The sequence below is a fragment of the Sporosarcina sp. G11-34 genome, from assembly GCF_026931025.1.
This window is the reverse complement of record NZ_JAHNZW010000014.1, coordinates 77674-97075: the sequence shown is the minus strand read 5'-3', so window position 1 is coordinate 97075 and position 19402 is coordinate 77674. Positions and strand designations below refer to the sequence as shown.

General features: G+C 40.3%; 21 protein-coding genes and 1 rRNA gene. 4 read left to right on the top strand and 18 right to left on the bottom strand.

What is annotated here, in order from left to right:
• Together KSU66_RS17500 and KSU66_RS17495 are read right to left on the bottom strand one after the other, a co-directional pair.
• Nucleotides 1-59: ribosomal RNA gene (locus KSU66_RS17500) — 16S ribosomal RNA — on the bottom strand; the annotation flags it as partial.
• Nucleotides 60-469: 410 nt separating this feature from the next.
• Nucleotides 470-1324, bottom strand: a complete 855-nt coding sequence (locus KSU66_RS17495) for a nucleotidyltransferase-like protein (RefSeq protein WP_269052749.1) — start codon at nucleotides 1322-1324, stop codon at nucleotides 470-472.
• Nucleotides 1325-1452: 128 nt separating this feature from the next.
• On the opposite strand from KSU66_RS17495, the gene KSU66_RS17490 reads away from it, so the two are divergent.
• A complete protein-coding gene (locus tag KSU66_RS17490) occupies nucleotides 1453-1824 on the top strand; it encodes a YgzB family protein (protein WP_269052748.1) in 372 nt (123 codons plus the stop codon).
• A gap of 46 nt (nucleotides 1825-1870) precedes the next feature.
• On the opposite strand, the gene perR is transcribed toward KSU66_RS17490, so the two are convergent.
• The 3 genes from perR to bcp form a co-directional block, all read right to left on the bottom strand.
• A complete protein-coding gene (gene perR, locus KSU66_RS17485; protein ID WP_269052747.1) occupies nucleotides 1871-2314 on the bottom strand; it encodes a peroxide-responsive transcriptional repressor PerR in 444 nt (147 codons plus the stop codon).
• Between the two features lie 126 nt (nucleotides 2315-2440).
• A complete protein-coding gene (locus KSU66_RS17480) occupies nucleotides 2441-3385 on the bottom strand; it encodes a D-2-hydroxyacid dehydrogenase (RefSeq protein WP_269052746.1) in 945 nt (314 codons plus the stop codon).
• 16 nt (nucleotides 3386-3401) lie between these two features.
• A complete protein-coding gene (bcp, locus tag KSU66_RS17475; protein WP_269052745.1) occupies nucleotides 3402-3878 on the bottom strand; it encodes a thioredoxin-dependent thiol peroxidase in 477 nt (158 codons plus the stop codon).
• A 149-nt stretch (nucleotides 3879-4027) separates the two neighbouring features.
• On the opposite strand from bcp, the gene KSU66_RS17470 reads away from it, so the two are divergent.
• Both KSU66_RS17470 and KSU66_RS17465 read left to right on the top strand, forming a co-directional pair.
• Nucleotides 4028-5332 (top strand): glutamate-1-semialdehyde 2,1-aminomutase, encoded by a 1305-nt coding sequence (locus KSU66_RS17470; RefSeq protein WP_269052744.1) that lies wholly within the window; start codon nucleotides 4028-4030, stop codon nucleotides 5330-5332.
• A 62-nt stretch (nucleotides 5333-5394) separates the two neighbouring features.
• Complete coding sequence (locus KSU66_RS17465) at nucleotides 5395-6477, top strand: FUSC family protein (protein WP_269052743.1); 1083 nt, start codon at nucleotides 5395-5397, stop codon at nucleotides 6475-6477.
• A gap of 118 nt (nucleotides 6478-6595) precedes the next feature.
• Here KSU66_RS17465 and KSU66_RS17460 read toward each other — a convergent pair whose 3' ends face one another.
• The 11 genes from KSU66_RS17460 to mutY all read right to left on the bottom strand — a co-directional run bounded on the left by KSU66_RS17460 (nucleotide 6596) and on the right by mutY (nucleotide 17027).
• Nucleotides 6596-7492: an ABC transporter permease gene (locus KSU66_RS17460; protein ID WP_269052742.1), complete on the bottom strand. Its 897-nt coding sequence runs from the start codon at nucleotides 7490-7492 to the stop codon at nucleotides 6596-6598.
• Between the two features lie 17 nt (nucleotides 7493-7509).
• Nucleotides 7510-8514 (bottom strand): ABC transporter permease, encoded by a 1005-nt coding sequence (locus tag KSU66_RS17455; protein ID WP_269052741.1) that lies wholly within the window; start codon nucleotides 8512-8514, stop codon nucleotides 7510-7512.
• Between the two features lie 93 nt (nucleotides 8515-8607).
• Nucleotides 8608-10254, bottom strand: coding sequence for an ABC transporter substrate-binding protein (locus KSU66_RS17450; protein WP_269052740.1), 1647 nt, complete (start codon nucleotides 10252-10254; stop codon nucleotides 8608-8610).
• A complete protein-coding gene (locus KSU66_RS17445; protein ID WP_269052739.1) occupies nucleotides 10251-11261 on the bottom strand; it encodes an ABC transporter ATP-binding protein in 1011 nt (336 codons plus the stop codon). The genes KSU66_RS17450 and KSU66_RS17445 overlap by 4 nt, the downstream gene beginning before the upstream one ends.
• On the bottom strand, nucleotides 11236-12255 hold the full coding sequence (locus tag KSU66_RS17440) for an ABC transporter ATP-binding protein (RefSeq protein ID WP_269052738.1): 1020 nt from the start codon (nucleotides 12253-12255) through the stop codon (nucleotides 11236-11238). The genes KSU66_RS17445 and KSU66_RS17440 overlap by 26 nt, the downstream gene beginning before the upstream one ends.
• Nucleotides 12256-12423: 168 nt before the next feature.
• The gene (locus KSU66_RS17435) at nucleotides 12424-14172 is read right to left on the bottom strand and encodes an ABC transporter ATP-binding protein (protein ID WP_269052737.1); all 1749 of its coding nucleotides are present in this window, start codon (nucleotides 14170-14172) and stop codon (nucleotides 12424-12426) included.
• A gap of 51 nt (nucleotides 14173-14223) precedes the next feature.
• Nucleotides 14224-14769, bottom strand: a complete 546-nt coding sequence (gene ntdP, locus KSU66_RS17430; protein WP_269052736.1) for a nucleoside tri-diphosphate phosphatase — start codon at nucleotides 14767-14769, stop codon at nucleotides 14224-14226.
• Between the two features lie 19 nt (nucleotides 14770-14788).
• Nucleotides 14789-14944 (bottom strand): hypothetical protein, encoded by a 156-nt coding sequence (locus KSU66_RS17425; RefSeq protein WP_269052735.1) that lies wholly within the window; start codon nucleotides 14942-14944, stop codon nucleotides 14789-14791.
• 4 nt (nucleotides 14945-14948) lie between these two features.
• On the bottom strand, nucleotides 14949-15167 hold the full coding sequence (locus KSU66_RS17420; RefSeq protein WP_269052734.1) for a gamma-type small acid-soluble spore protein: 219 nt from the start codon (nucleotides 15165-15167) through the stop codon (nucleotides 14949-14951).
• Between the two features lie 65 nt (nucleotides 15168-15232).
• A complete protein-coding gene (gene fabL, locus KSU66_RS17415; protein ID WP_269052733.1) occupies nucleotides 15233-15979 on the bottom strand; it encodes an enoyl-[acyl-carrier-protein] reductase FabL in 747 nt (248 codons plus the stop codon).
• On the bottom strand, nucleotides 15972-17027 hold the full coding sequence (mutY, locus tag KSU66_RS17410; protein ID WP_269052732.1) for an A/G-specific adenine glycosylase: 1056 nt from the start codon (nucleotides 17025-17027) through the stop codon (nucleotides 15972-15974). Before mutY ends, fabL begins: the two co-directional genes overlap by 8 nt.
• A 120-nt stretch (nucleotides 17028-17147) precedes the next feature.
• On the opposite strand from mutY, the gene KSU66_RS17405 reads away from it, so the two are divergent.
• On the top strand, nucleotides 17148-18131 hold the full coding sequence (locus KSU66_RS17405) for a metal-dependent hydrolase (RefSeq protein WP_269052731.1): 984 nt from the start codon (nucleotides 17148-17150) through the stop codon (nucleotides 18129-18131).
• Between the two features lie 48 nt (nucleotides 18132-18179).
• Here KSU66_RS17405 and KSU66_RS17400 read toward each other — a convergent pair whose 3' ends face one another.
• Entirely contained in the window at nucleotides 18180-18512 is a 333-nt protein-coding gene (locus tag KSU66_RS17400) for a YfhH family protein (protein ID WP_269052730.1), read from the bottom strand.
• Nucleotides 18502-19314 (bottom strand): recombination regulator RecX, encoded by an 813-nt coding sequence (recX, locus tag KSU66_RS17395; protein WP_269052729.1) that lies wholly within the window; start codon nucleotides 19312-19314, stop codon nucleotides 18502-18504. The genes KSU66_RS17400 and recX overlap by 11 nt, the downstream gene beginning before the upstream one ends.
• Nucleotides 19315-19402: the final 88 nt, after the last annotated feature.

Genomic DNA, 19402 nt, shown 5'->3' with positions numbered 1-19402 from the left:
TGCATGTATTAGGCATGCCGCCAGCGTTCGTCCTGAGCCAGGATCAAACTCTCCATAATAGAAGAAAATGAATAGCTCATTTCTTGCTAGCAAAGAGGAATTGAATTCCTCTCCTTTGTTTCTGTTCGTTCGACGGAAATCGACTTACATTAGAAACGTTTATACTCTGTTCACCGAAGTGTTCCGAGTTGTAAGCTGTTTAAGCGAAGTTCACTTAAACGCTTAGTTGACGTTTTGCTGTTCAGTTTTCAAGGTTCATTTGTTATTGTGTTTGTTGCAGTTGTAACGGCAACTTCTCTAATATAACTCTTCCTCTTCAGGAAGTCAACAACTATTTAAAAATACTTTTTCACTGTCTTTCTTAGGTTTGTTCTCCCAAGCGACAAATATTAGAATAACATACTATTAGCCAAACTGTCAACTCATAAAAAAAAGACGACATATAGTCGCCCCTTTACCTCGTTAGCATTCAGCTAGTCTTATAGTTTCTATGAAAAATCATTTCATTTTTAGATTCAGTTTGGACCACTTCAATAAATCCTTTATCAACAAGAAACTCGATAAAGACTTCAAGATCAATCGAATACATCTGTAACTCTTTGTTTTCATGAAGTTCTTGAATTTCCCATTGCTCCTGTTTAGACATCACATCTATAATATGTTCTGCCCCATCCGCCGTTCTATTATGAATGAAAAATTCACTAGCGAGAAATAGAAGTTCTAGTCGCTTCTCTAGGGGCTCCTCACTCATGATTAGCTCTTCATATAGTTTGTAAATAGCCGGATCTATTTTCTTCACCTGAGACCACACTGTCATTTCCGGAAAAAGTCCGTTTTCAATAACCGCGAGCCTAGCAAGATGCTGAAGTGAATTCACTACATGATTGTATGCATCCATATAGTCTTTTTGTTCGAAAAAAGTTTTTCCTTCCATATAGGAACGAACTAACTTGGAAAATTCCAAACCCATTCTTATTTTTCGACCGTAAAAAGGAAATTCAACTTTAAGGTTTTCAATGAATTCATTTCGATCAAAATAAACTTTGCCGTCAAAAAGCCAATCAATCACTTTACGTCTCGAACCAACAAGAAGCCATTTCCTTAGTTGGCTTTCACTAATAACATGCATTGCAGCTTTTCCAGTACTGTCTGCGTAATGTTTTGTAAGTATAGGAAATTCTTCATCAGCAGTAACAATCAGGAGGATTGCATCAAACGTATCGGTGATTGGATCTCCTTTCACCCTTTTCTCAACGAGGACGACTCCAAGGGTTTCGGGCGAACTTGCTCGTTCTTGATATATCGGTCTTAATACTTGTTCCACTTAAACACCTCCATCTCAACTTACTTTCGACAACAATCGTACAATATCCTTCAAGCAAGCCCCATTAATAACGCGAAAAAGAAAATATATGATATAGTAACTAAGGATATACAAGGAGGTATTTTTACGTGAAACCATATAAAAATAAGATTAACCGGATACGAACTTTCGCTCTTTCGTTAATCTTTATCGGCGTTGTCATTATGTATCTCGGAATTTTCTTTAGAAAACATGAAATCGTCATGCTCATATTCATGTTCCTAGGGGTACTAGCTGTTATTGCAAGCACAGTTGTATATGCATGGATTGGTTTACTCTCTACAAAGGCCACTCAAATAGTCTGTCCAAACTGTGGAAAACAAACAAAAATGCTTGGTCGAGTTGACATGTGCGGTCATTGCCGCGAACCACTTACTCTTGATCCCACTCTAGAAGGCAAAGAGTTTGACGTAGCATACAATCGACCACAGAAATCAAACTCAAAAAGCAAAACAAAATAAAAAAACATCCGGTAAATCTTCCATTGAAGATCTAACCGGATGTTTTTTATTTTACACTAACTTCCTTTGCAGCACATGCTGGACATGTACCATAGACTTCCATCCGATGTGAATTCACTTTAAAATCAGTTACGTGAGAAGCCAAGTGTTCGACTTCCTCTAGTCCCGGATAATGAAAGTCAACAATTGTTCCACAATCATCACAAATTATATGATAATGATCATGTGTCACAAAATCAAAACGGCTTGAAGCGTCACCATACGTAAGTTCCTTAACAAGACCCGTGCCACGAAAGACTCGAAGATTATTATAAACGGTCGCAACACTCATATTAGGAAAATCTAGTGCTAGTGCTTTATATATTTCATCAGCCGTTGGATGTGACTTAGATGAAACAAGATACTCTAAAATGGCATGTCTTTGCGGGGTAATTCTTACTCCCTTATTTTTCAACGTGTCCAGCGCGTCTTTCAATTTGACCTTAGACATCGCTATGCACCTCAATTCATATTAATTACTACTTTGTAATCGTTATCAATAGTGTACTTAAAATTGGGCACGACTGTCAAGCGAAGCGATGTCGATTTCATTTACTATCTCCTAAAAAGGTCTCCTTCAATAACCCGTATTCAAATCGATCTTATTCACTAAATCGGGATCATCTTTCAACCACTTCTCCATATTCTCATCAAATATGACTAATGCTCGTTCTACATACTTACTAGACAGACCCGAAATATGAGGCGATATCGTGCAATTCTCTAATGTCCAAAACTCGCTTGCTACGGGTAAAGGTTCAACTTCAAACACATCTAGCACTGCATGCTCTATTACATTATTTTTCAGAACGTCTATAAGAACGTTTTCGTCAACAAGGTCTCCACGGCCAAAGTTCATAAAGACTGCTGTTTCCTTCATTGCAGCGAAGTGTTCCGCTGTAAGTAGTTTCTTCGTTTCCGGCGTACTAGGTAAAACCGATATCACATAGTCCGCTTTAGGTAGCTTATGCATAAGCTCGTTGAAGATAATCGTTTCGTCCATGGACGCTGCTTTGCGTCCTGATCGATTGCAACCAATTGTGCGAACGCCAAACGCTTGAAGCAACCTACCAATTTCCGAACCAATTGCACCAGGCCCCAATATAAGTGCTGTGGAATCTTTTAATTCCGAAGAACGAATTCCCCTACCCCATTCCTTTGTTTCTTTGCGTTCATAGATAAGTGGAAGGGATCGTCGAAGAGCCAATATATGCGCAAGTACAGATTCTGCCATCGGTGTTTTGTGAATGCCCCGTACGTTTGTCAGAACAATATTTCGTTCCGCAATTTCTGCAAGGGGCATTTTCTCAACTCCAGCAGATGCAACCATAATCCACTTAAGCGATTCCGCCTGATTGAGTAACGAAGCATCCACGTCTCCACCGTATGTAACAAGCACATCTGCATTTCCAACTTCAATCTCCGCATCTTTCTTTTTGAAATGAATCGTTAGTTCAGGAAACTTCGTTTTCAGTTCCTCTTTCTGGTAGTCCTTTATATCGAATGTGAAAACAACCTCCATCTCACACCCCTCCTTTTTAAGAATTTGTTAATTGTTTTAATGTCGATAACGCTTCTTCAATATGACCTTTCACTTTCACTTTTCGCCATTCTTTCACAATTACCCCGGCTGGGTCTATTAAAAATGTGGATCGTTCAATTCCCATATACTCTTTACCGAACATCTTTTTCAATTTCCAAACTTCGTATTTTTCCGCAACGGCATGGTCTTCATCTACAAGAAGAGAAAAAGGTAACCCCTTCTTTTCAATAAACTTCCCGTGCGAGACTCCGCTATCTGGACTTACTCCAAGAATAACCGCGTCTAACTCACTAAACTCTTCATGTGCATCCCTGAAATCACATGCTTGAGTCGTGCAACCCGGTGTTGCATCTTTTGGATAAAAATAAAGAATAACATGTTTTTTGCCAGCATAGTCTGCCAATGATACTTGTTCATCTTTTTCATTAAGCAATGTAAAATTCGGTGCTTGCATTCCTTCAAACGTAGTCATTTCGCATTCCCCCATTTTTTTAATTGAAAAATATCGATAAACTCTCATCTCAATCGTACCGTACAAGACTGTCATGTTCAATTTCTTTGGCGTATTGCCTAAGTTTTGTTTAGAATAGAAAGAGCGTAGAAATGAACGGAGGAAATCAAATGAACAGAAATCAGTCAAAAGAAATTTATGAAGAAGCATGTGAACATATCGTAGGAGGAGTTAACAGTCCTTCTCGTGGGTATCGGGCAGTTGGCGGCGGTTCGCCGACAGTAATGGAACGGGCTAAAGGGGCCTATTTTTGGGACGTTGACGGCAATAAGTACATCGACTATCTTGCAGCATATGGACCAATCATTACAGGACACGCACATCCCCATATTACAAAATCCATTGTGAAAGCGGCTGAAACAGGCGTTCTTTACGGAACACCAACAAAGCATGAAGTAAAGTTTGCTAAAATGCTGAAAGAAGCAATGCCAGGAATGGATAAAGTTCGCTTCGTCAATTCGGGAACAGAAGCCGTTATGACAACGATTCGCGTTTCAAGAGCATACACTGGACGCACAAAAATTATGAAGTTCGCAGGTTGTTACCACGGACACTTTGACCTTGTACTCGTTGCAGCCGGATCTGGTCCCGCGACGCTCGGCACACCGGACTCAGCTGGTGTACCAAAAGCAACTGCTGAAGAAGTAATTACAATTCCATTTAACAATCCCGATGCTTATATAGAAGCAATGAACAAATGGGGAGATGAAATCGCATGTGTTCTTGTTGAACCAATCGTCGGGAATTTCGGTATCGTTGAACCCAATGAAGGATTCTTGGAGCTTGTACACGAACTTGCCGCTGACAAAGGCGCCCTAATTGTTTATGATGAAGTAATAACAGCATTCCGATTCCATTACGGCGGTGCACAAAACATGCTTGGCTTAACACCTGACTTAACAGCGCTAGGAAAAATTATCGGTGGAGGCTTACCAATTGGCGCATACGGCGGCAAAAAAGAAATAATGGAACAAGTTGCACCACTAGGTCCCGCTTACCAAGCCGGAACAATGGCCGGAAATCCTGCTTCTATGCTTGCCGGAATCGCTTGTTTGGAAGTACTACAACAACCTGGCATATATGATGAGATGGATCGCCTAGGTGCAATACTTGAAGCCGGTGTTTTACAGTCAGCATGCGAACACGGTATTACGTTAACAACAAATCGACTCGGTGGTGCACTTACTCTGTTCTTTACAGACGAAAAAGTTGAAAACTATGAGCAAGCCGAATTGACCGATGGCGATGTATTCGCTAAGTTCTTTAAACTCATGCTTAAAAACGGTATAAACCTTGCACCTTCCAAGTATGAAGCATGGTTCTTGACGATAGCGCATACGGAAGAAGATATTAACAAAACGCTTGTAGCTGTAGATAAATCATTTAAGGAACTAGCAACTATTAAGAGTGATTGACCGGATCTTTAGACTACGTTAGAGTAGTCGTAAACAGCTCATAAACAGAAAGGAAAAATCGAATGAGACTTGGTGCTCGCATCATTAAAACAGGTGTTGCGATTGTGTTGGCTTTATTCGTAGCTGAATTACTCCACCTACCGCAAACAGTATTTGCGGGAATTGCAGCTGTTTTCGCGATTCAACCTTCTATTTACCGCTCTTATTTGAGAATTATTGAACAGATTCAAGGAAACGTAATCGGAGCAATTGTAGCCATTACTTTCGTACTGATATTTGGCCACCAACTCGTCGTTATTGGTTTAGCTGCTGTCATCATTATTTTGATTATGAACAAATTGAAGTTAGAAGCATCTATCTCAATGGCACTTGTCATGATGATTGCTATTATGGAAATTCGTGGCGATGAATTTCTGATGTATGCCCTTCTGCGTTTCAGTACAATTGTTATTGGTGTACTTGCAGCATTTTTAGTCAACTTACTGTTCATGCCGCCAAAATATGAAACGAAACTTTTCCAGTCGATTCATCAAGCACAAGATGAAATTATTCGATGGACGCGTCTTGTAGGAAGGCAAGCTTCTGAACATATCGCAACAAAAAAGTCGATACGAAAATTGAAAGACCGACTTACTCAAGTCGATCAAACGTTTCTATTATTCAAAGAAGAACGAAGTTATTTTAAAAAGTCTTCACGAGTGAAAGCAAGGAAATTAGTTATATATAGGCAGATGGTTGCCACTTCAAAAAGTAGTTTCGATGTGTTAAAAAGACTTCATAAATATGAAAATGAGCTTATCAATTTGCCCGAACACTTTCGAATGATGGTGCAAGAAAGACTTGATGCACTTCTAACTTATCACGAACAATTGCACCTGAAATTCGTCGGGAAATTAAAAAATGAAAGTTTGACTACTGATTCAAAAGAAGATTATTTACAGCGACATGAAGTGATGGAGATTTTCGCAAAAGAGATTGCCTTAACGAAAGAAGAAGAAGAGTTCTCTGCCTATCATCTGTTGCATGTATTGTCCGCGATATTGAATTATGAAGAACAACTCGAGCATCTTGATCTGCTCATTATCTCTGTCCAAAAGCATCATGAAAACGAATTAAATATGAAATTAAAAGATGAAATTTACTAAACTAGGTAGGTTAAAACACCAATCTAGCAAAAGCATCCGAAAGCGTTTTTGGTGGGATTCTTTATTTCAACATATATAAAAAACGTTACTCCCGCAACTTCATGGGAGTAACGTTTTTTTAGTTTTTCATCCTTGGGTCAAGTGCATCACGTAAACCGTCACCCATTAAGTTAAAACCGAGTACGGTGAGCATAATCGCAAGTCCCGGGAAAACCATTGTCCAAGGGGCTGTTTTAAGATAGTTTTGTGCATCCGCAAGCATCTTACCCCATTCTGGCATCGGAGCTTGTGCACCAAGTCCTAGAAATCCTAATGCCGCCGCTTCAAGTATTGCAGTCGCAACCGCAAGTGTTCCTTGAACAATAACCGGTGCCATTGAGTTTGGTAAGATATGTGAAAATAGAATTCGGGCATCTCTCATCCCTATTCCTTTTGCCGCGGTTATATATTCATCTTCTTTAATACTCAACACTTTCGAACGAATTAACCGTCCAAAATTCGGTACGTTAATAATTGCAATCGCAATAAGCGCGTTTTGTAATGAAGGTCCGAGTACCGAAATAATGGCAATCGCAAGTAATATAGAAGGAAACGCAAGCATGATATCGAAAAAACGTGAAATAATCGTATCTACCCAACGGCCGTAATACCCAGCGATGATACCAAGTGCGCTTCCAACGACGACCGAGCCAATAACTGAAGAAAATCCAACCCATAAAGAAATACGGGCACCGTGGATAATTCTCGAAAAGATGTCCCTTCCAAGATCATCCGTCCCTAACCAAAATTCAGCTGAAGGGGGCAATAATCGATCAGCCAACACTTGATCATTAATACCTTCATGTGCAATATAAGGACCAAAAATGGCAAGGAGGATGAAGAAGAACACTATAACAGCACCAACTACCGCTACTTTACTCTTCTTAAAACCGTTCCATGCTTCACGCCAAGGTCCGGATGACTGTCCAATTTCTTTTTCAGTAACCCCATCCACTTTCGGTGCAAGTTCAGACATAGCTACCTCCCCCTTCCTTACTCATATTTAATCCTCGGATCAATTAAACTGTACAACAAATCGACTACTAAATTAATCATGACAAAGAAAAACGCAATAACGAGTATTCCTGACTGAATAACCGGATAATCACGATAACTAATCGCATCGTAAATATAGCGTCCGACACCAGGCCAAGCAAAGATTGTTTCGGTTAAAATGGCACCGCCTAAAAGCATTCCCATTTGCAAACCGATTATTGTTAAAACAGGAATAATCGCATTTTTTAACGCATGTTTATAAACAACCCAAAACATTTTTTGTCCCTTTGCCCGTGCCGTACGAACATAATCCGACCGCATCACTTCAAGCATACTTGACCGTGTCATCCGTGCGATAATTGCCATCGGTATTGTAGCAAGGGCTAATCCCGGCAAAATTAGATGTCGTAGCACTTGCCACAATTGGTCAAACCGCCCTTGAATAATCGTATCTAAAACATATAAATTAGTTATAGCGGTGACAGGGGCCCTTACTTCTTCGCGACCTGTCGTCGGTAACCAAGATAATTCCAACGCGAAAACCCATTGTCCCATAAGGCCTAACCAAAAAATCGGCATCGATACACCAATAAGTGCAAGAATCATTGCAGTATAATCAAACCACGAGTTTTGAAACCAAGCTGAAACAATTCCAGCATTAATGCCGACAACGATTGCGATAATAATTGCAAATAAGGCAAGTTCAAATGTAGCCGCTAAATAGGGCCATAACTCATCCGCGACTGGTGTTCGTGTCCTCATTGATTCCCCGAGATCGCCTTTTAATATAGCCCCAAGATAGTCGAAATACTGAGTGTACCACGGCTTGTCGAGACCAAGTTTCGTCGTCAATGCCGCTACCGCCTCTGCGGTGGCTTGCTGACCGAGAATAACTTGCGCTGGATTTCCTGGAATTGCACGAATAATCATAAAAACAATAAACGTCATTCCAAGCAAAACAGGAATAAGTTGTAACAATCTTTTCCCTATATAGCTGAGCAAGCGCTTTCACCTCTCTAACTGTACTTATATGTATTTGAATAATATAGAAAAAGAAAAAGAGGAAATCTTACTGACTTCCTCCCTCTTTACCTATTACTTAAATTCTACATTTGATAGTAGGTCTGAACCCGTCGGATGTGGTACGAATCCAGTTAAATCTGCCGAACCACCAAGAAGCGGGATAGAGTGGGCAAGTGGTACCCACGGAGCTTCTTCATGAATAATTTCTTGTGCTTTTTTATAAAGATCAGTACGTTTCTCTTCATCTACTTCAGTTTGCGCCTCTATAAAGAGGTCATGCATCTCATCATTTTTGAAATACGTATAGTTATTACTTCCAATATTATCTTCATCTAATAGAACATATAAGAAGTTGTCCGCATCGCCGTTGTCACCTGTCCAACCAAGCATGAATGCGTCAGCCTCTCCCTTACTTGCCAAATCAAGATACGTTGCCCATTCAAATGACTTGATTTCAGCAGTGATGCCTACATCAGCGAGGTTTTTCTGAATAACTTCAGCAACTTTCCCTCCGTCTGGCATGTACGGACGTGGTACAGGCATTGCCCATAGTTCCATAGTGAAACCGTCTTCAAGGCCTGCTTCTTTAAGAAGTTCTTTCGCTTTTTCAGGATCGAATGGATATTCTTCGATGTCGTCATTGTATCCAGAAATGGATGGCGGCATCGGATTTTTCGCACTTTCGGCACGTCCTTCAAAGAATGCGTCAATAATTGATTGTTTATCGATTGCATAGTTCATCGCTTGGCGTACTTCTTTTTTATCGAACGGTGGACGGGTTACTGTGAGTCCCAAATATCCAATGTTCATAGATGGACGTTCGAAAAGCTGCAAGTTTGAATCAGCTTCGATTGCAATACCGTCCGATGGATTAATACCATCTGCCAAATCGATATCTCCAGCAACCAATGCATTTAGACGCGCATTGTTATCTGGAATTGACTTAAAAATAACGCGGTTCAGTTTTGGTAATCCATCTTGCCAATACTCTTCGTTTTTTTCAATTGTAATGGAGTCATTTCGTTTCCAATCTACAAATTTGAATGGGCCTGTCCCGACAGGGTTACTATCGAACTTATCTCCGAACTCTTCAATTGCAGTAGGGCTCGCGATTGCAAACATACTCATCGCTATATTTTTAAGAAATGGAGCTTGTGGACGAGTTAATTGAATAATAACCGTATGATCGCCCTCAGCTGTTACAGACTTAATTACGTGGCCTTCATCGCCTTTGAATCCACCGAACATCGAGTTATAGTACGGGAATGTATCCGCATCCCCATTTGCCCAACGTTCAAAGTTTGCAACAACAGCATCTGCGTTAAAATCAGTACCGTCATGGAACTTAACGCCTTCCTCTAGTTCAAACGTATACGTCAAACCATCTTCTGAAGGGTCCCATGATTTCGCAAGACCTGGTTGGATTGTTGTATCTTGTTCCCCAAAATTAAGTAGCGTTTCAAAAAGGTTGACAGTTACTTTAAATGTCTCTCCCTCTGTCACCCTTGACGGGTCAAGCGATGTTGAATCTCCACCTCGACCAAAGACCAATGTATCAACTTTGTCTCCATCCTCTTTAACTTCTGTGGAATCTTTTTTGCCATCATCTTTCTTTACATCGTCTCCGCTAGTCCCGCCATCTTGTGAACATGCTGCAAGAGCAGTAGATAGTACGAGAAGAAGTAGTAACAAAAATAACCAAAACTTATTTTTCTTCATAAGACCCCTCCATCATTTTTTATATCATTGCCGCCTTCTTCACCGTAAAGATGACAAGCGACAGAATGACCTTTGTCCATTTCTTGCAGTTGCGGAATAACCGTTGTACAAATATCCATCTTATATGGACAACGCGTATGAAACATACAACCCGTAGGTGGATCCGCTGGATTTGGAATATCCCCTTCGAGAAGAATTTCTTTCTTCTCAAAATCTGGATCTGGTACGGGCACAGCTGAAAGTAGCGCTTGTGTATAAGGATGCAAAGGATTTGCATACATAGTTTCGCTCTCTGCCATTTCCACTATTTTACCGAGGTACATGACCCCGACTCGATCGCTAATATGACGAACAACGCCTAGGTCATGGGCTATAAAAATATAAGTCAAGTTGTATTCCTTCTGTAAATCCTGCATCAGATTAAGAACTTGTGCTTGAATAGATACGTCCAGAGCAGATACCGGTTCATCCGCGATGATTAACTTCGGATTCGTCATAAGCGCTCGCGCGATTCCAATTCTTTGCCTTTGTCCTCCACTAAACTGGTGCGGATACCTTTTTGCGTGATCAGCGTTTAGTCCAACTACTTTTAAAAACTCATGGACTTTTCTTCTACGCTCTTTAGCACTTTTCACCCCATGAACTAATAACGGTTCTCCTAATATTTTTTCAATCGTATGGCGAGGATTCAGCGATGCATAAGGATCCTGAAATACCATTTGTATATCACTTCTTACTTTTCGCATCTCACCAGATGATAAAGATGTTAAATCTTTTCCATCGAATTCTACTTTTCCTTCGGTCGGTTCGAGAAGACGCAGAAGCATTCGCCCCGTCGTCGATTTACCACATCCCGATTCTCCCACGATTCCAAGTGTTTCTCCCTTGTTCACGTAAAATGACACATCATCCACCGCTTTGACGTGGCCGACCGTTCGTGCAAGCAACCCTTTTTTAACGGGAAAGTACTTTTTTAAGCCGTCAACTTTCAATAAGGGCTTTATCATCGGTCTCCACTCCTTCCTCAGCGTATAAGAAGCATCGTGTCTTATGATCATACGATGTCCCATATAACTCAGGGTTTTCTTGGAGGCAACGATCAAACACAAACTCACAACGGGACGCAAATCTACAGCCACTTTTCACACTACCTGGCTTTGGAACGTTTCCAGGAATTGAATAGAGACGGTCTTTCTTATATCTCATATCTGGAACAGACTGAATAAGCCCTTTCGTATATGGATGTTCGGGGTTATTGAAAATCGTCCGAACCGGCGCTTCTTCAATAATTTGTCCCGCATACATAACAATAACTCGCTCACAAGTTTCTGCAACGACGCCCAAGTCGTGAGTAATAAGAATAACTGCTGTATTCAACCGGGTATTTAACTCTCGCATTAACTTCAATATTTGTGCCTGAATAGTTACATCCAGTGCAGTTGTCGGTTCATCGGCAATAAGTACTTTTGGATCACAGACGAGCGCCATCGCAATCATAACCCGCTGTCTCATACCACCAGACAGTTGATGGGGATAGTCATTCATCATATCTTCCGCACGAGGAAGACCAACCAACTTTAGCATCTCGACGGCACGTGTAAGCGCTTTCTTTTTAGACCATTTTTTTTCGTGGATACGTATCGCTTCTATCATCTGATTACCAATCGTAAATAATGGATTTAACGATGTCATCGGTTCTTGAAAAATCATCGCAATGTCATTTCCACGGATGCGTCTCATTTCTTTTTCCGATACTTTCAGCAAATCCCGGTTACCATACAAGATTTCACCACCAACAACTTTTCCAGGTGGACTTGGAACGAGTCCCATGATTGACAAAGAGGTGACACTTTTACCGCAGCCCGATTCCCCTACGATGCCTAAAACTTCTCCCCCTTTGACATAAAAGTCGATATGGTCAACTGCCGGAATCCCCCCCGAATCAGTAAAAAAGGTAGTCTGCAAGTCATTTACTTGGAGAACTTTTTTTCTTTCACCCATCAGATCACCCTTTTTGGTGTATTTAATGTTTTAGAATATTTAGCCTATTATTTTTAATTATACGGACTTTTCTACTAATTACAACACTCTTTTTCATTTAGGATAGTTAACCCATAAAAAAACTACCACAAACCGAATTCGGCATGTAGTAGTCAATATGTTTCACTTTCATCCTAATTGTTGAATTTGAAATAGGTCATAGTATATGCCTTGCCTTTCCATTAATTCATCATGTGTCCCTTTTTCTTTCACTTCACCATCATCAATGACTAAAATAGCATCTGCATGTGTAATCGTAGATAATCTATGGGCGACAATAAGTGTCGTTCGATCGCTTGCAAGTCTTGCAAGTGAATCTTGAATAAGTGATTCGCTTTCCAAATCAAGAGCGGAAGTTGCTTCATCTAGAATTAAAAGTGGAGGATTTTTCAAAAACACACGGGCAATTGCTATCCGTTGTTTTTGCCCACCCGACAACTTGACGCCACGCTCTCCGACCAACGTATCATACCCTAGCGAGAACTCTTCGATAAAGTCATGTGCGTTCGCTGCTTTGGCGGCAAAAATTACTTCCTCATCTGTCGCATCTGGTTTTCCCATCAATATATTACTTTTTACCGAATCGCTAAAAAGAATATTATCTTGCATCACAATGCCGATTTGATCGCGCAGCGATTTTATGTGTACATCGCGTATGTCATGACCATCGATTCGAATACTGCCATCAGCAATATCAAAAAAACGTGGAACCAAACTGACAATTGTCGACTTTCCGCCACCACTCATCCCAACCAACGCAATCGTCTCACCGGGATTGACCGTGAAATTGACATCTTTCAAAATAGTTTCACCGTCTTCGTCATAAGCGAAGCTTACTTTGTCGAACTCCAATTCCCCTTCGATTTGGGGTAGTACAATCGCATCTTCTTTATCAGTAATATCATACTTCTCTTCCATCAGTTCAAAAACACGATCCATAGAAGCAAATGACTGAGTAAGCGATGTTGAAGAGTTCACAAGCCTGCGTAATGGACTGTACAAACGATCAATAAATGCGATAAATGCAACCATCGTTCCAACCGATAAATCGCCATTAATCACTTGATATCCAGCATAAGTAATGACGAGCAGCGGTGCGACATCTGTAATCGTGTTCACAACAGCGAATGCCTTTGCATTCCATTTCGTATGATCAATTGCCTTTTCAAGGAAGTTTTCATTTGTTTCATCAAAACGCTTCTGTTCCTCTTTCTCAAGGGTAAAGCTTTTAATAACACTGACACCTGCAACTCGTTCATGCAAATAGCTTTGAACATTTGCAAGTGCTTGCGATCTTTTTCTCGTTAATTCACGCAGTTTGCCAAAGAAATGTTTTACACTGAATGCGTAAAATGGAAACGCTAGTAATGTAATAAGCGTGAGCGGAACATCCATCGTCAACATAATTGCAATCGCAATTAGAATAGTTGCCAAGTCAAGCCACACATTCATAAGACCTATCATGACAAAGTTTTTTGTTTGTTCTACGTCGTTAATAACGCGCGAAATCACTTCTCCTGCACGTGTGTTCGAATAATAGCGCAAACTTAGCTTTTGTAAATGTGAATACAGCTCTTTCCGAATGTCATATAAAATTTTGTTACTTACGTACTGAGCATAATATTGTCGGTAGTATTCAACGGGCGGACGAATGAGAAAGAATAGAAGGACCGTTCCCCCAAGCCAATAAAATAGTTGTCGTGTCATTTCTTCCGCTGTTAATGTCTCCGACCCTATAATATCATCAATTACAATTTTAATTAAAATCGGTATAAACAGCGGGATTGCGAACTTAATTATACCAATGAAAAGGGTGAATATAATTTGCCAATTGTATGGCTTTACAAATCTTAAATATCTTCTAATACTGTCACCCATAAATCTTTCCTCCTACTATTGAAAAAAGCTTGCCGCATTGCGGACAAGCTTTCATTTGTCTTCACGTACTTGCTTATTGAATTCATATCTCTGTGTCCAAACTTCGATAAAGTCGGGAGCAAATGGCCCTCTCCGTTGTTTTATCCAACCGAGTAGTCGGTCAAGGTTATTGCGCAAAATTTGGTCAATTACTTCTGGATAGTTCATCTGCTTGCTATGAACCTCATATTCGTCTTCGTCAAGAATCATGTAACTCATATCAGGAAATACCTTCACATCGAGATCGTAATCAATGTATTTAAGTGACTTATTATTATAGACAAACGGTGAACTCATATTCACATAATAATAAACTCCGTCTTCGCGCAACATGCAAATGATATTAAACCAATGTTCCGCATGAAAATAGCAAATTGAAGGCTCGCGTGTTAGCCATGTACGCCCGTCTGCCTCTGTTACAAGTGTTCGTTCATTTGCTCCAATTACAATATTACGAGTTCCTTTTAGTACCATCGTCTCTTGCCATACACGATGGATATGCCCGTTATGTTTGTAACTATGTACTTGGATTAGTTCCCCTTCTGTAGGAATAGTCATTTTAAACGCCACCTTTTGGTTACCAGAAAATTTCGATGCTATATGATTCCCCTATTATACCAACATATCGACGAAAGTCGAAATCTTTCCATTCCCGTTTCCAGTAATCGTCAATTGGAACCATTAAAAAGTCGATAGAAGCATATGCTTCTATCGACCGGTGATGTTCATCCATTTACTTATTTAGAGCCGTTTTCGAACTGATTTGTAAACTGGCCAGAAGCATTATTCTTGTTCGCTTCAGCTTGTTGAACCTGCTTTTTCACTTCATTCACATCTGTTTCAGCTCCAAATTCTTCTTGCATTTGGCTCTGATTTTGCATTTGTTGCTGTTGTGATTGCGCAAGTTGTTTCCTCACTTCTGTCAAATCAGTTTGACTTGAGTTCTTTTTAGTCAATGGACATTCACCTCCGTGCTAACTATCATGTGCACAGAAGCATTTTTCTATTCCACTGGAAATTGTTACAATAAAATTGAACGACCGCCGTCTACAATAATCGTCTGCCCGCAAATCATGTTTGAGTCATCAGATATGAGGAACATTGCTGTTTTCACCATATCGTTAACTTCAACCATCCGACCAGCTGGCGTATTTATACGTGCATCTTCTAGAAGCTCTTCACGATTTGGGAAATGTTTCAATGCTTCGGTATCAAGAGCACCACCCGACACCGTGTTAACCGCAATTCCTTTTGGGGCAAGTTCAACAGCAAGGTAACGTGTTAGCGATTCAATGGCGGCTTTGGATACGCCAACCGTTGTATAGTTTTCGAGGTAACGAATGGATCCGAGCGAACTAACCCCAATGATTTTTCCGCCTTTATCCATAAGTTTTGCGGCTTCTTGGGCTCCGAATAACATCGCTTTTGCATTAATGTTCATCGTCCAATCCCAATGCGATTCTTCTAATTCCATAATTGGTCGTAATACACCAGATGCTGCATTGGATACAAATACATCCAAACGACCAAACTCTTCCTTAACTTGCTCAAACATTATGCGAAGTTTTTTCACGTCGCCAACATTTGCTCGAATCATAATTGCTTTTCTGCCAAGTGCCTCAATTTCTTTAACGGTTTCTTCCGCTGCGGACCTACTACGTGCGTAATTTACAACAATGTCGTAGCCACTTTTTGCGAGCTCAATTGCTAGTGCTTTCCCTAAACCCCTAGAACTTCCCGTAACCATTGCCACTTTGTTTTCAGTCATTTTTAAGTTCCTCCCAAATTTTCAAGACAGGTACAGGCATCGGTAATGCCTCCACTTCCTCTTTCGTGAAAAAACGAAAACCTTCGGGAACCTTTTCGGTCCCCGCCAACCTTGTCCGAAAGCTATTCATTTCCCATGTTAAATGAGAAAAGACATGCTTAAACGTTATTATATCAAATAGCTCTGTCAAATCGACACCGTATTGTTCTTTAAAAGTTTCGGCGGGCGTTTTATCGTCAGTTAATTCAACCATCGGAAATTCCCACATGTTCGCAAGTAATCCTTTTTCCGGGCGCTGTCCAAGTAGCCACTTTCCTTCTTCGTTTTTAATTGCGAAAGATGCCACAGGGATAAATTTCTTCTTAACTTTTCTTGTTTTAACCGGAAGTTCTTCTTGTTTTCCTTCGTGAAATGCAGAGCAATGCGTACGAACAGGGCATAATAAACATTTAGGCCTTGGTGTACAGATTGTTGCACCAAGTTCCATAAGTCCTTGATTGAATGAAGAAGGATCTAACGGATCAATAAGGTCCATTACAACGTCTTCAAAAATCTTTTTATTCCTTGCTACGGCGATATCTGCTTCAATAAGTACAAGTCTTGAAATAACACGCATCACATTTCCATCAACCGCATGTTCGGGAATACCAAATGCAATGCTAAGAACGGCGCCAGCTGTGTAGGGGCCAACTCCTTTTAAAGTTGAAATTTCTTTACGGTTGGATGGTACTTTACTACCATAACTTTCAACAACTTCTTGGACACCAGACTGCAAATTTCTAGCACGGGAATAATACCCAAGCCCTTCCCACATTTTCAGTAAATCATTTTCTTCTGCTTTAGCAAGCGCCTCCATTGTTGGATATTTTGCAATGAAACGTTCATAATAAGGGATAACAGTGTCAACACGCGTTTGTTGCAGCATCACTTCTGACACCCATATGTAGTATGGATTGGACGTTCTTCTCCATGGTAAATCTCTTTTTTCTCTTTTATACCATGTAAGAAGATTTTCACGAAATTCAACTTTATTTTCTATTATTTGCATGTTTTCCTCCTTAAACGCCTATGCTTATCGTTACCTCAAAATGGGTATGTACAAATAAGTAGGTAAAAAACTTAAAAACCTGTTCCACGCTAGGAACTGCTTGCAAAAGGGGCTGATGATTTGGATACAGGAACACATATCGTTATGGGCATCGCACTCGGAGGACTTGCGATGGTAGACCCAGTTGTTATTGCCGAACCTTCAACAATGAGTGCAGTGCTTGCCGGTGTCGTTATCGGTTCGCTTATTCCAGACGTCGATACGATCTTAAAACTTAGAAATAATGCCATTTACATACGGCATCATCGGGGTATTACACATTCGATTCCAGCCGTTATTTTATGGCCTATTCTGATTACAATACTGTTATCTTTTCTTATACCCGAGGCAAGCCTATTACATTTGTGGTCATGGACATTTCTCGCGGTATTTTTACACGTCTTTGTAGATATTTTTAATGCTTATGGAACGCAGGCGTTACGCCCATTTTCGCATCGCTGGGTCGCCATCGGGGTTATTAATACATTTGATCCTATTATTTTCATTTTGCATGTTATAGCTCTTTCTATATGGGCTATCGGTGCTGATCCTGTCATTACCATATCGACCCTATATGCAATACTATTCGTTTATTATTTATTGCGGTTCGCCGTCAAAGCTGCAGTTAAGCAATCGGTTTTTAATACAGTACCTGATGCAGTCGATATTTATATTGCACCGACGATGCGCTTTTTCCATTGGAGAATCGCTGCGTCCTCGCCGACTTGCCATTATGTCGGGCGTGCATATGGTCGTTCAGTCAATATTTATGACCGCTTTGATAGAGAACCAATGCCTAACACACCAGTATTCGAAGCAGCTATGCAAGATAAAAACGTCGTTGCATTTACTTCCTTCTCCCCAATTTACAGATGGAGCGTAACAGAAGTTGGTGACTTGAGCGAAGTTCGCCTTATTGACTTACGGTACCGTAGCAAAGGCTATTACCCTTTCGTTGCCGTCGCACATATTGACTCCGATTTAAATATTATCAATTCGTATACGGGATGGATTTTCTCTGAAGACAAGCTCAATAAAAAACTAAACTTCATCCCCAATTCATAAGTAGTTAAGGCTAAAGACATTCCTGGAATGTCTTTAGCCTATTAATTATTACTTTCCTATTTTTACGGATTTCAACATCGCTATCGGTAAAGCTTCGACAGCGCGTTCACCACCAAGTCTATATCCCCATGCAAAATGACCTTTTAAATAATCGACGTGAAAAAACATTCCTTCATCGCCATCGATTCGATAAATTTCGCCCGGTTCAATCGTTGCGGGATCAATTAAGAAAGATTGTGCCATTACCGCTTTACGTTGATATACTGCGTACTCGTTTAAAATACCAAGTTGCTCTGCTTTTATAGCTTTTTCACGCAATCTTCCTATTTCCGAACGCAATTCATGCTCATTCATTTCACTGTACTTTTTTTCAACTTCCATCTTCCTCATTCTCCTTTTTCTCGATAAAGCGATCAATGCGATCAAATGAAATTCCTTTTTGATACATCGCCTGTTTCACCCGGTTATGAAGTTCCATGCCGCTGAATCGAGACTTGTATAGTCGCCAAGCTTTTTCACCGACAGCTTCCGTAATTTCTTCCCATTCGTCATCTTCTCTTTCAAAATCGATTTCTGCAAGTGCACGCTTAATAATATCAAATGAATACCCTTTACGTAGCAACGCATTTTGAATTTTTTGCTGAACTTGCCTTGGCGGTGTTGAACGGCTAGAAGCGGCTGCTTTTTCGGCCAACTTCCTTGCAACTTCTACTTGTTCATCTTCTGAATAAGATTCAAGTATTTTCTCTTGCAAGCCTTTTTCAATTCCTTTTCTTTGTAGTTCCTGTTGAATTGCCTTCGGACCTCTACTGGACGTTCTTTTCTGGGTTTGTAGAAGTGCTTCAGAAAACTTCTCATCATCTAGAAACCCTAACCTTTTTAATTTAACAAGTGCTTCAAGTGCGACGGCTTCACCGTGTCCAGCATCAAGGAGTTTCGTCTTTACTTCAAATTCGCTACGCATTCTGAAACTTAGATAATTAAGCCCACGGTTAAATGCTTTACTCACTTCATCTTCATAGACCATTTCGTCAATTGACCAATCTTCAAGGGGCATCCCTTTCGTAAGACCAAATTTAACAAGCACCGTTTCATGAACACTAAATGCATATTTTTCATCTAAGAAAATATTGTATCGTTCGAGATCTTTCTTTTGTTGTGTTATTTTTGTAATAATAGGCACGCTTTCCCCCCTTACTTTCTATTAGTATACAGGTTCTTACTTGCGGATTCAGCTTAACGCGTTCAGCTATCCACTATAATAAGTTCGT

What these genes read in the sequence shown, in the direction of transcription:
- perR (WP_269052747.1), bottom strand. Translation starts at nt 2,314, where the DNA reads ATGTCTAAGGTCAAATTGAAAGACGCGCTGGACACGTTGAAAAATAAG.
- KSU66_RS17480 (WP_269052746.1), bottom strand. Translation starts at nt 3,385, where the DNA reads ATGGAGGTTGTTTTCACATTCGATATAAAGGACTACCAGAAAGAGGAA.
- bcp (WP_269052745.1), bottom strand. Translation starts at nt 3,878, where the DNA reads ATGACTACGTTTGAAGGAATGCAAGCACCGAATTTTACATTGCTTAAT.
- KSU66_RS17470 (WP_269052744.1), top strand. Translation starts at nt 4,028, where the DNA reads ATGAACAGAAATCAGTCAAAAGAAATTTATGAAGAAGCATGTGAACAT.
- KSU66_RS17465 (WP_269052743.1), top strand. Translation starts at nt 5,395, where the DNA reads ATGAGACTTGGTGCTCGCATCATTAAAACAGGTGTTGCGATTGTGTTG.
- KSU66_RS17460 (WP_269052742.1), bottom strand. Translation starts at nt 7,492, where the DNA reads ATGTCTGAACTTGCACCGAAAGTGGATGGGGTTACTGAAAAAGAAATT.
- KSU66_RS17450 (WP_269052740.1), bottom strand. Translation starts at nt 10,254, where the DNA reads ATGAAGAAAAATAAGTTTTGGTTATTTTTGTTACTACTTCTTCTCGTA.
- KSU66_RS17445 (WP_269052739.1), bottom strand. Translation starts at nt 11,261, where the DNA reads ATGATAAAGCCCTTATTGAAAGTTGACGGCTTAAAAAAGTACTTTCCC.
- KSU66_RS17440 (WP_269052738.1), bottom strand. Translation starts at nt 12,255, where the DNA reads ATGGGTGAAAGAAAAAAAGTTCTCCAAGTAAATGACTTGCAGACTACC.
- KSU66_RS17435 (WP_269052737.1), bottom strand. Translation starts at nt 14,172, where the DNA reads ATGGGTGACAGTATTAGAAGATATTTAAGATTTGTAAAGCCATACAAT.
- ntdP (WP_269052736.1), bottom strand. Translation starts at nt 14,769, where the DNA reads ATGACTATTCCTACAGAAGGGGAACTAATCCAAGTACATAGTTACAAA.
- KSU66_RS17425 (WP_269052735.1), bottom strand. Translation starts at nt 14,944, where the DNA reads ATGGATGAACATCACCGGTCGATAGAAGCATATGCTTCTATCGACTTT.
- fabL (WP_269052733.1), bottom strand. Translation starts at nt 15,979, where the DNA reads ATGACTGAAAACAAAGTGGCAATGGTTACGGGAAGTTCTAGGGGTTTA.
- mutY (WP_269052732.1), bottom strand. Translation starts at nt 17,027, where the DNA reads ATGCAAATAATAGAAAATAAAGTTGAATTTCGTGAAAATCTTCTTACA.
- KSU66_RS17400 (WP_269052730.1), bottom strand. Translation starts at nt 18,512, where the DNA reads ATGGAAGTTGAAAAAAAGTACAGTGAAATGAATGAGCATGAATTGCGT.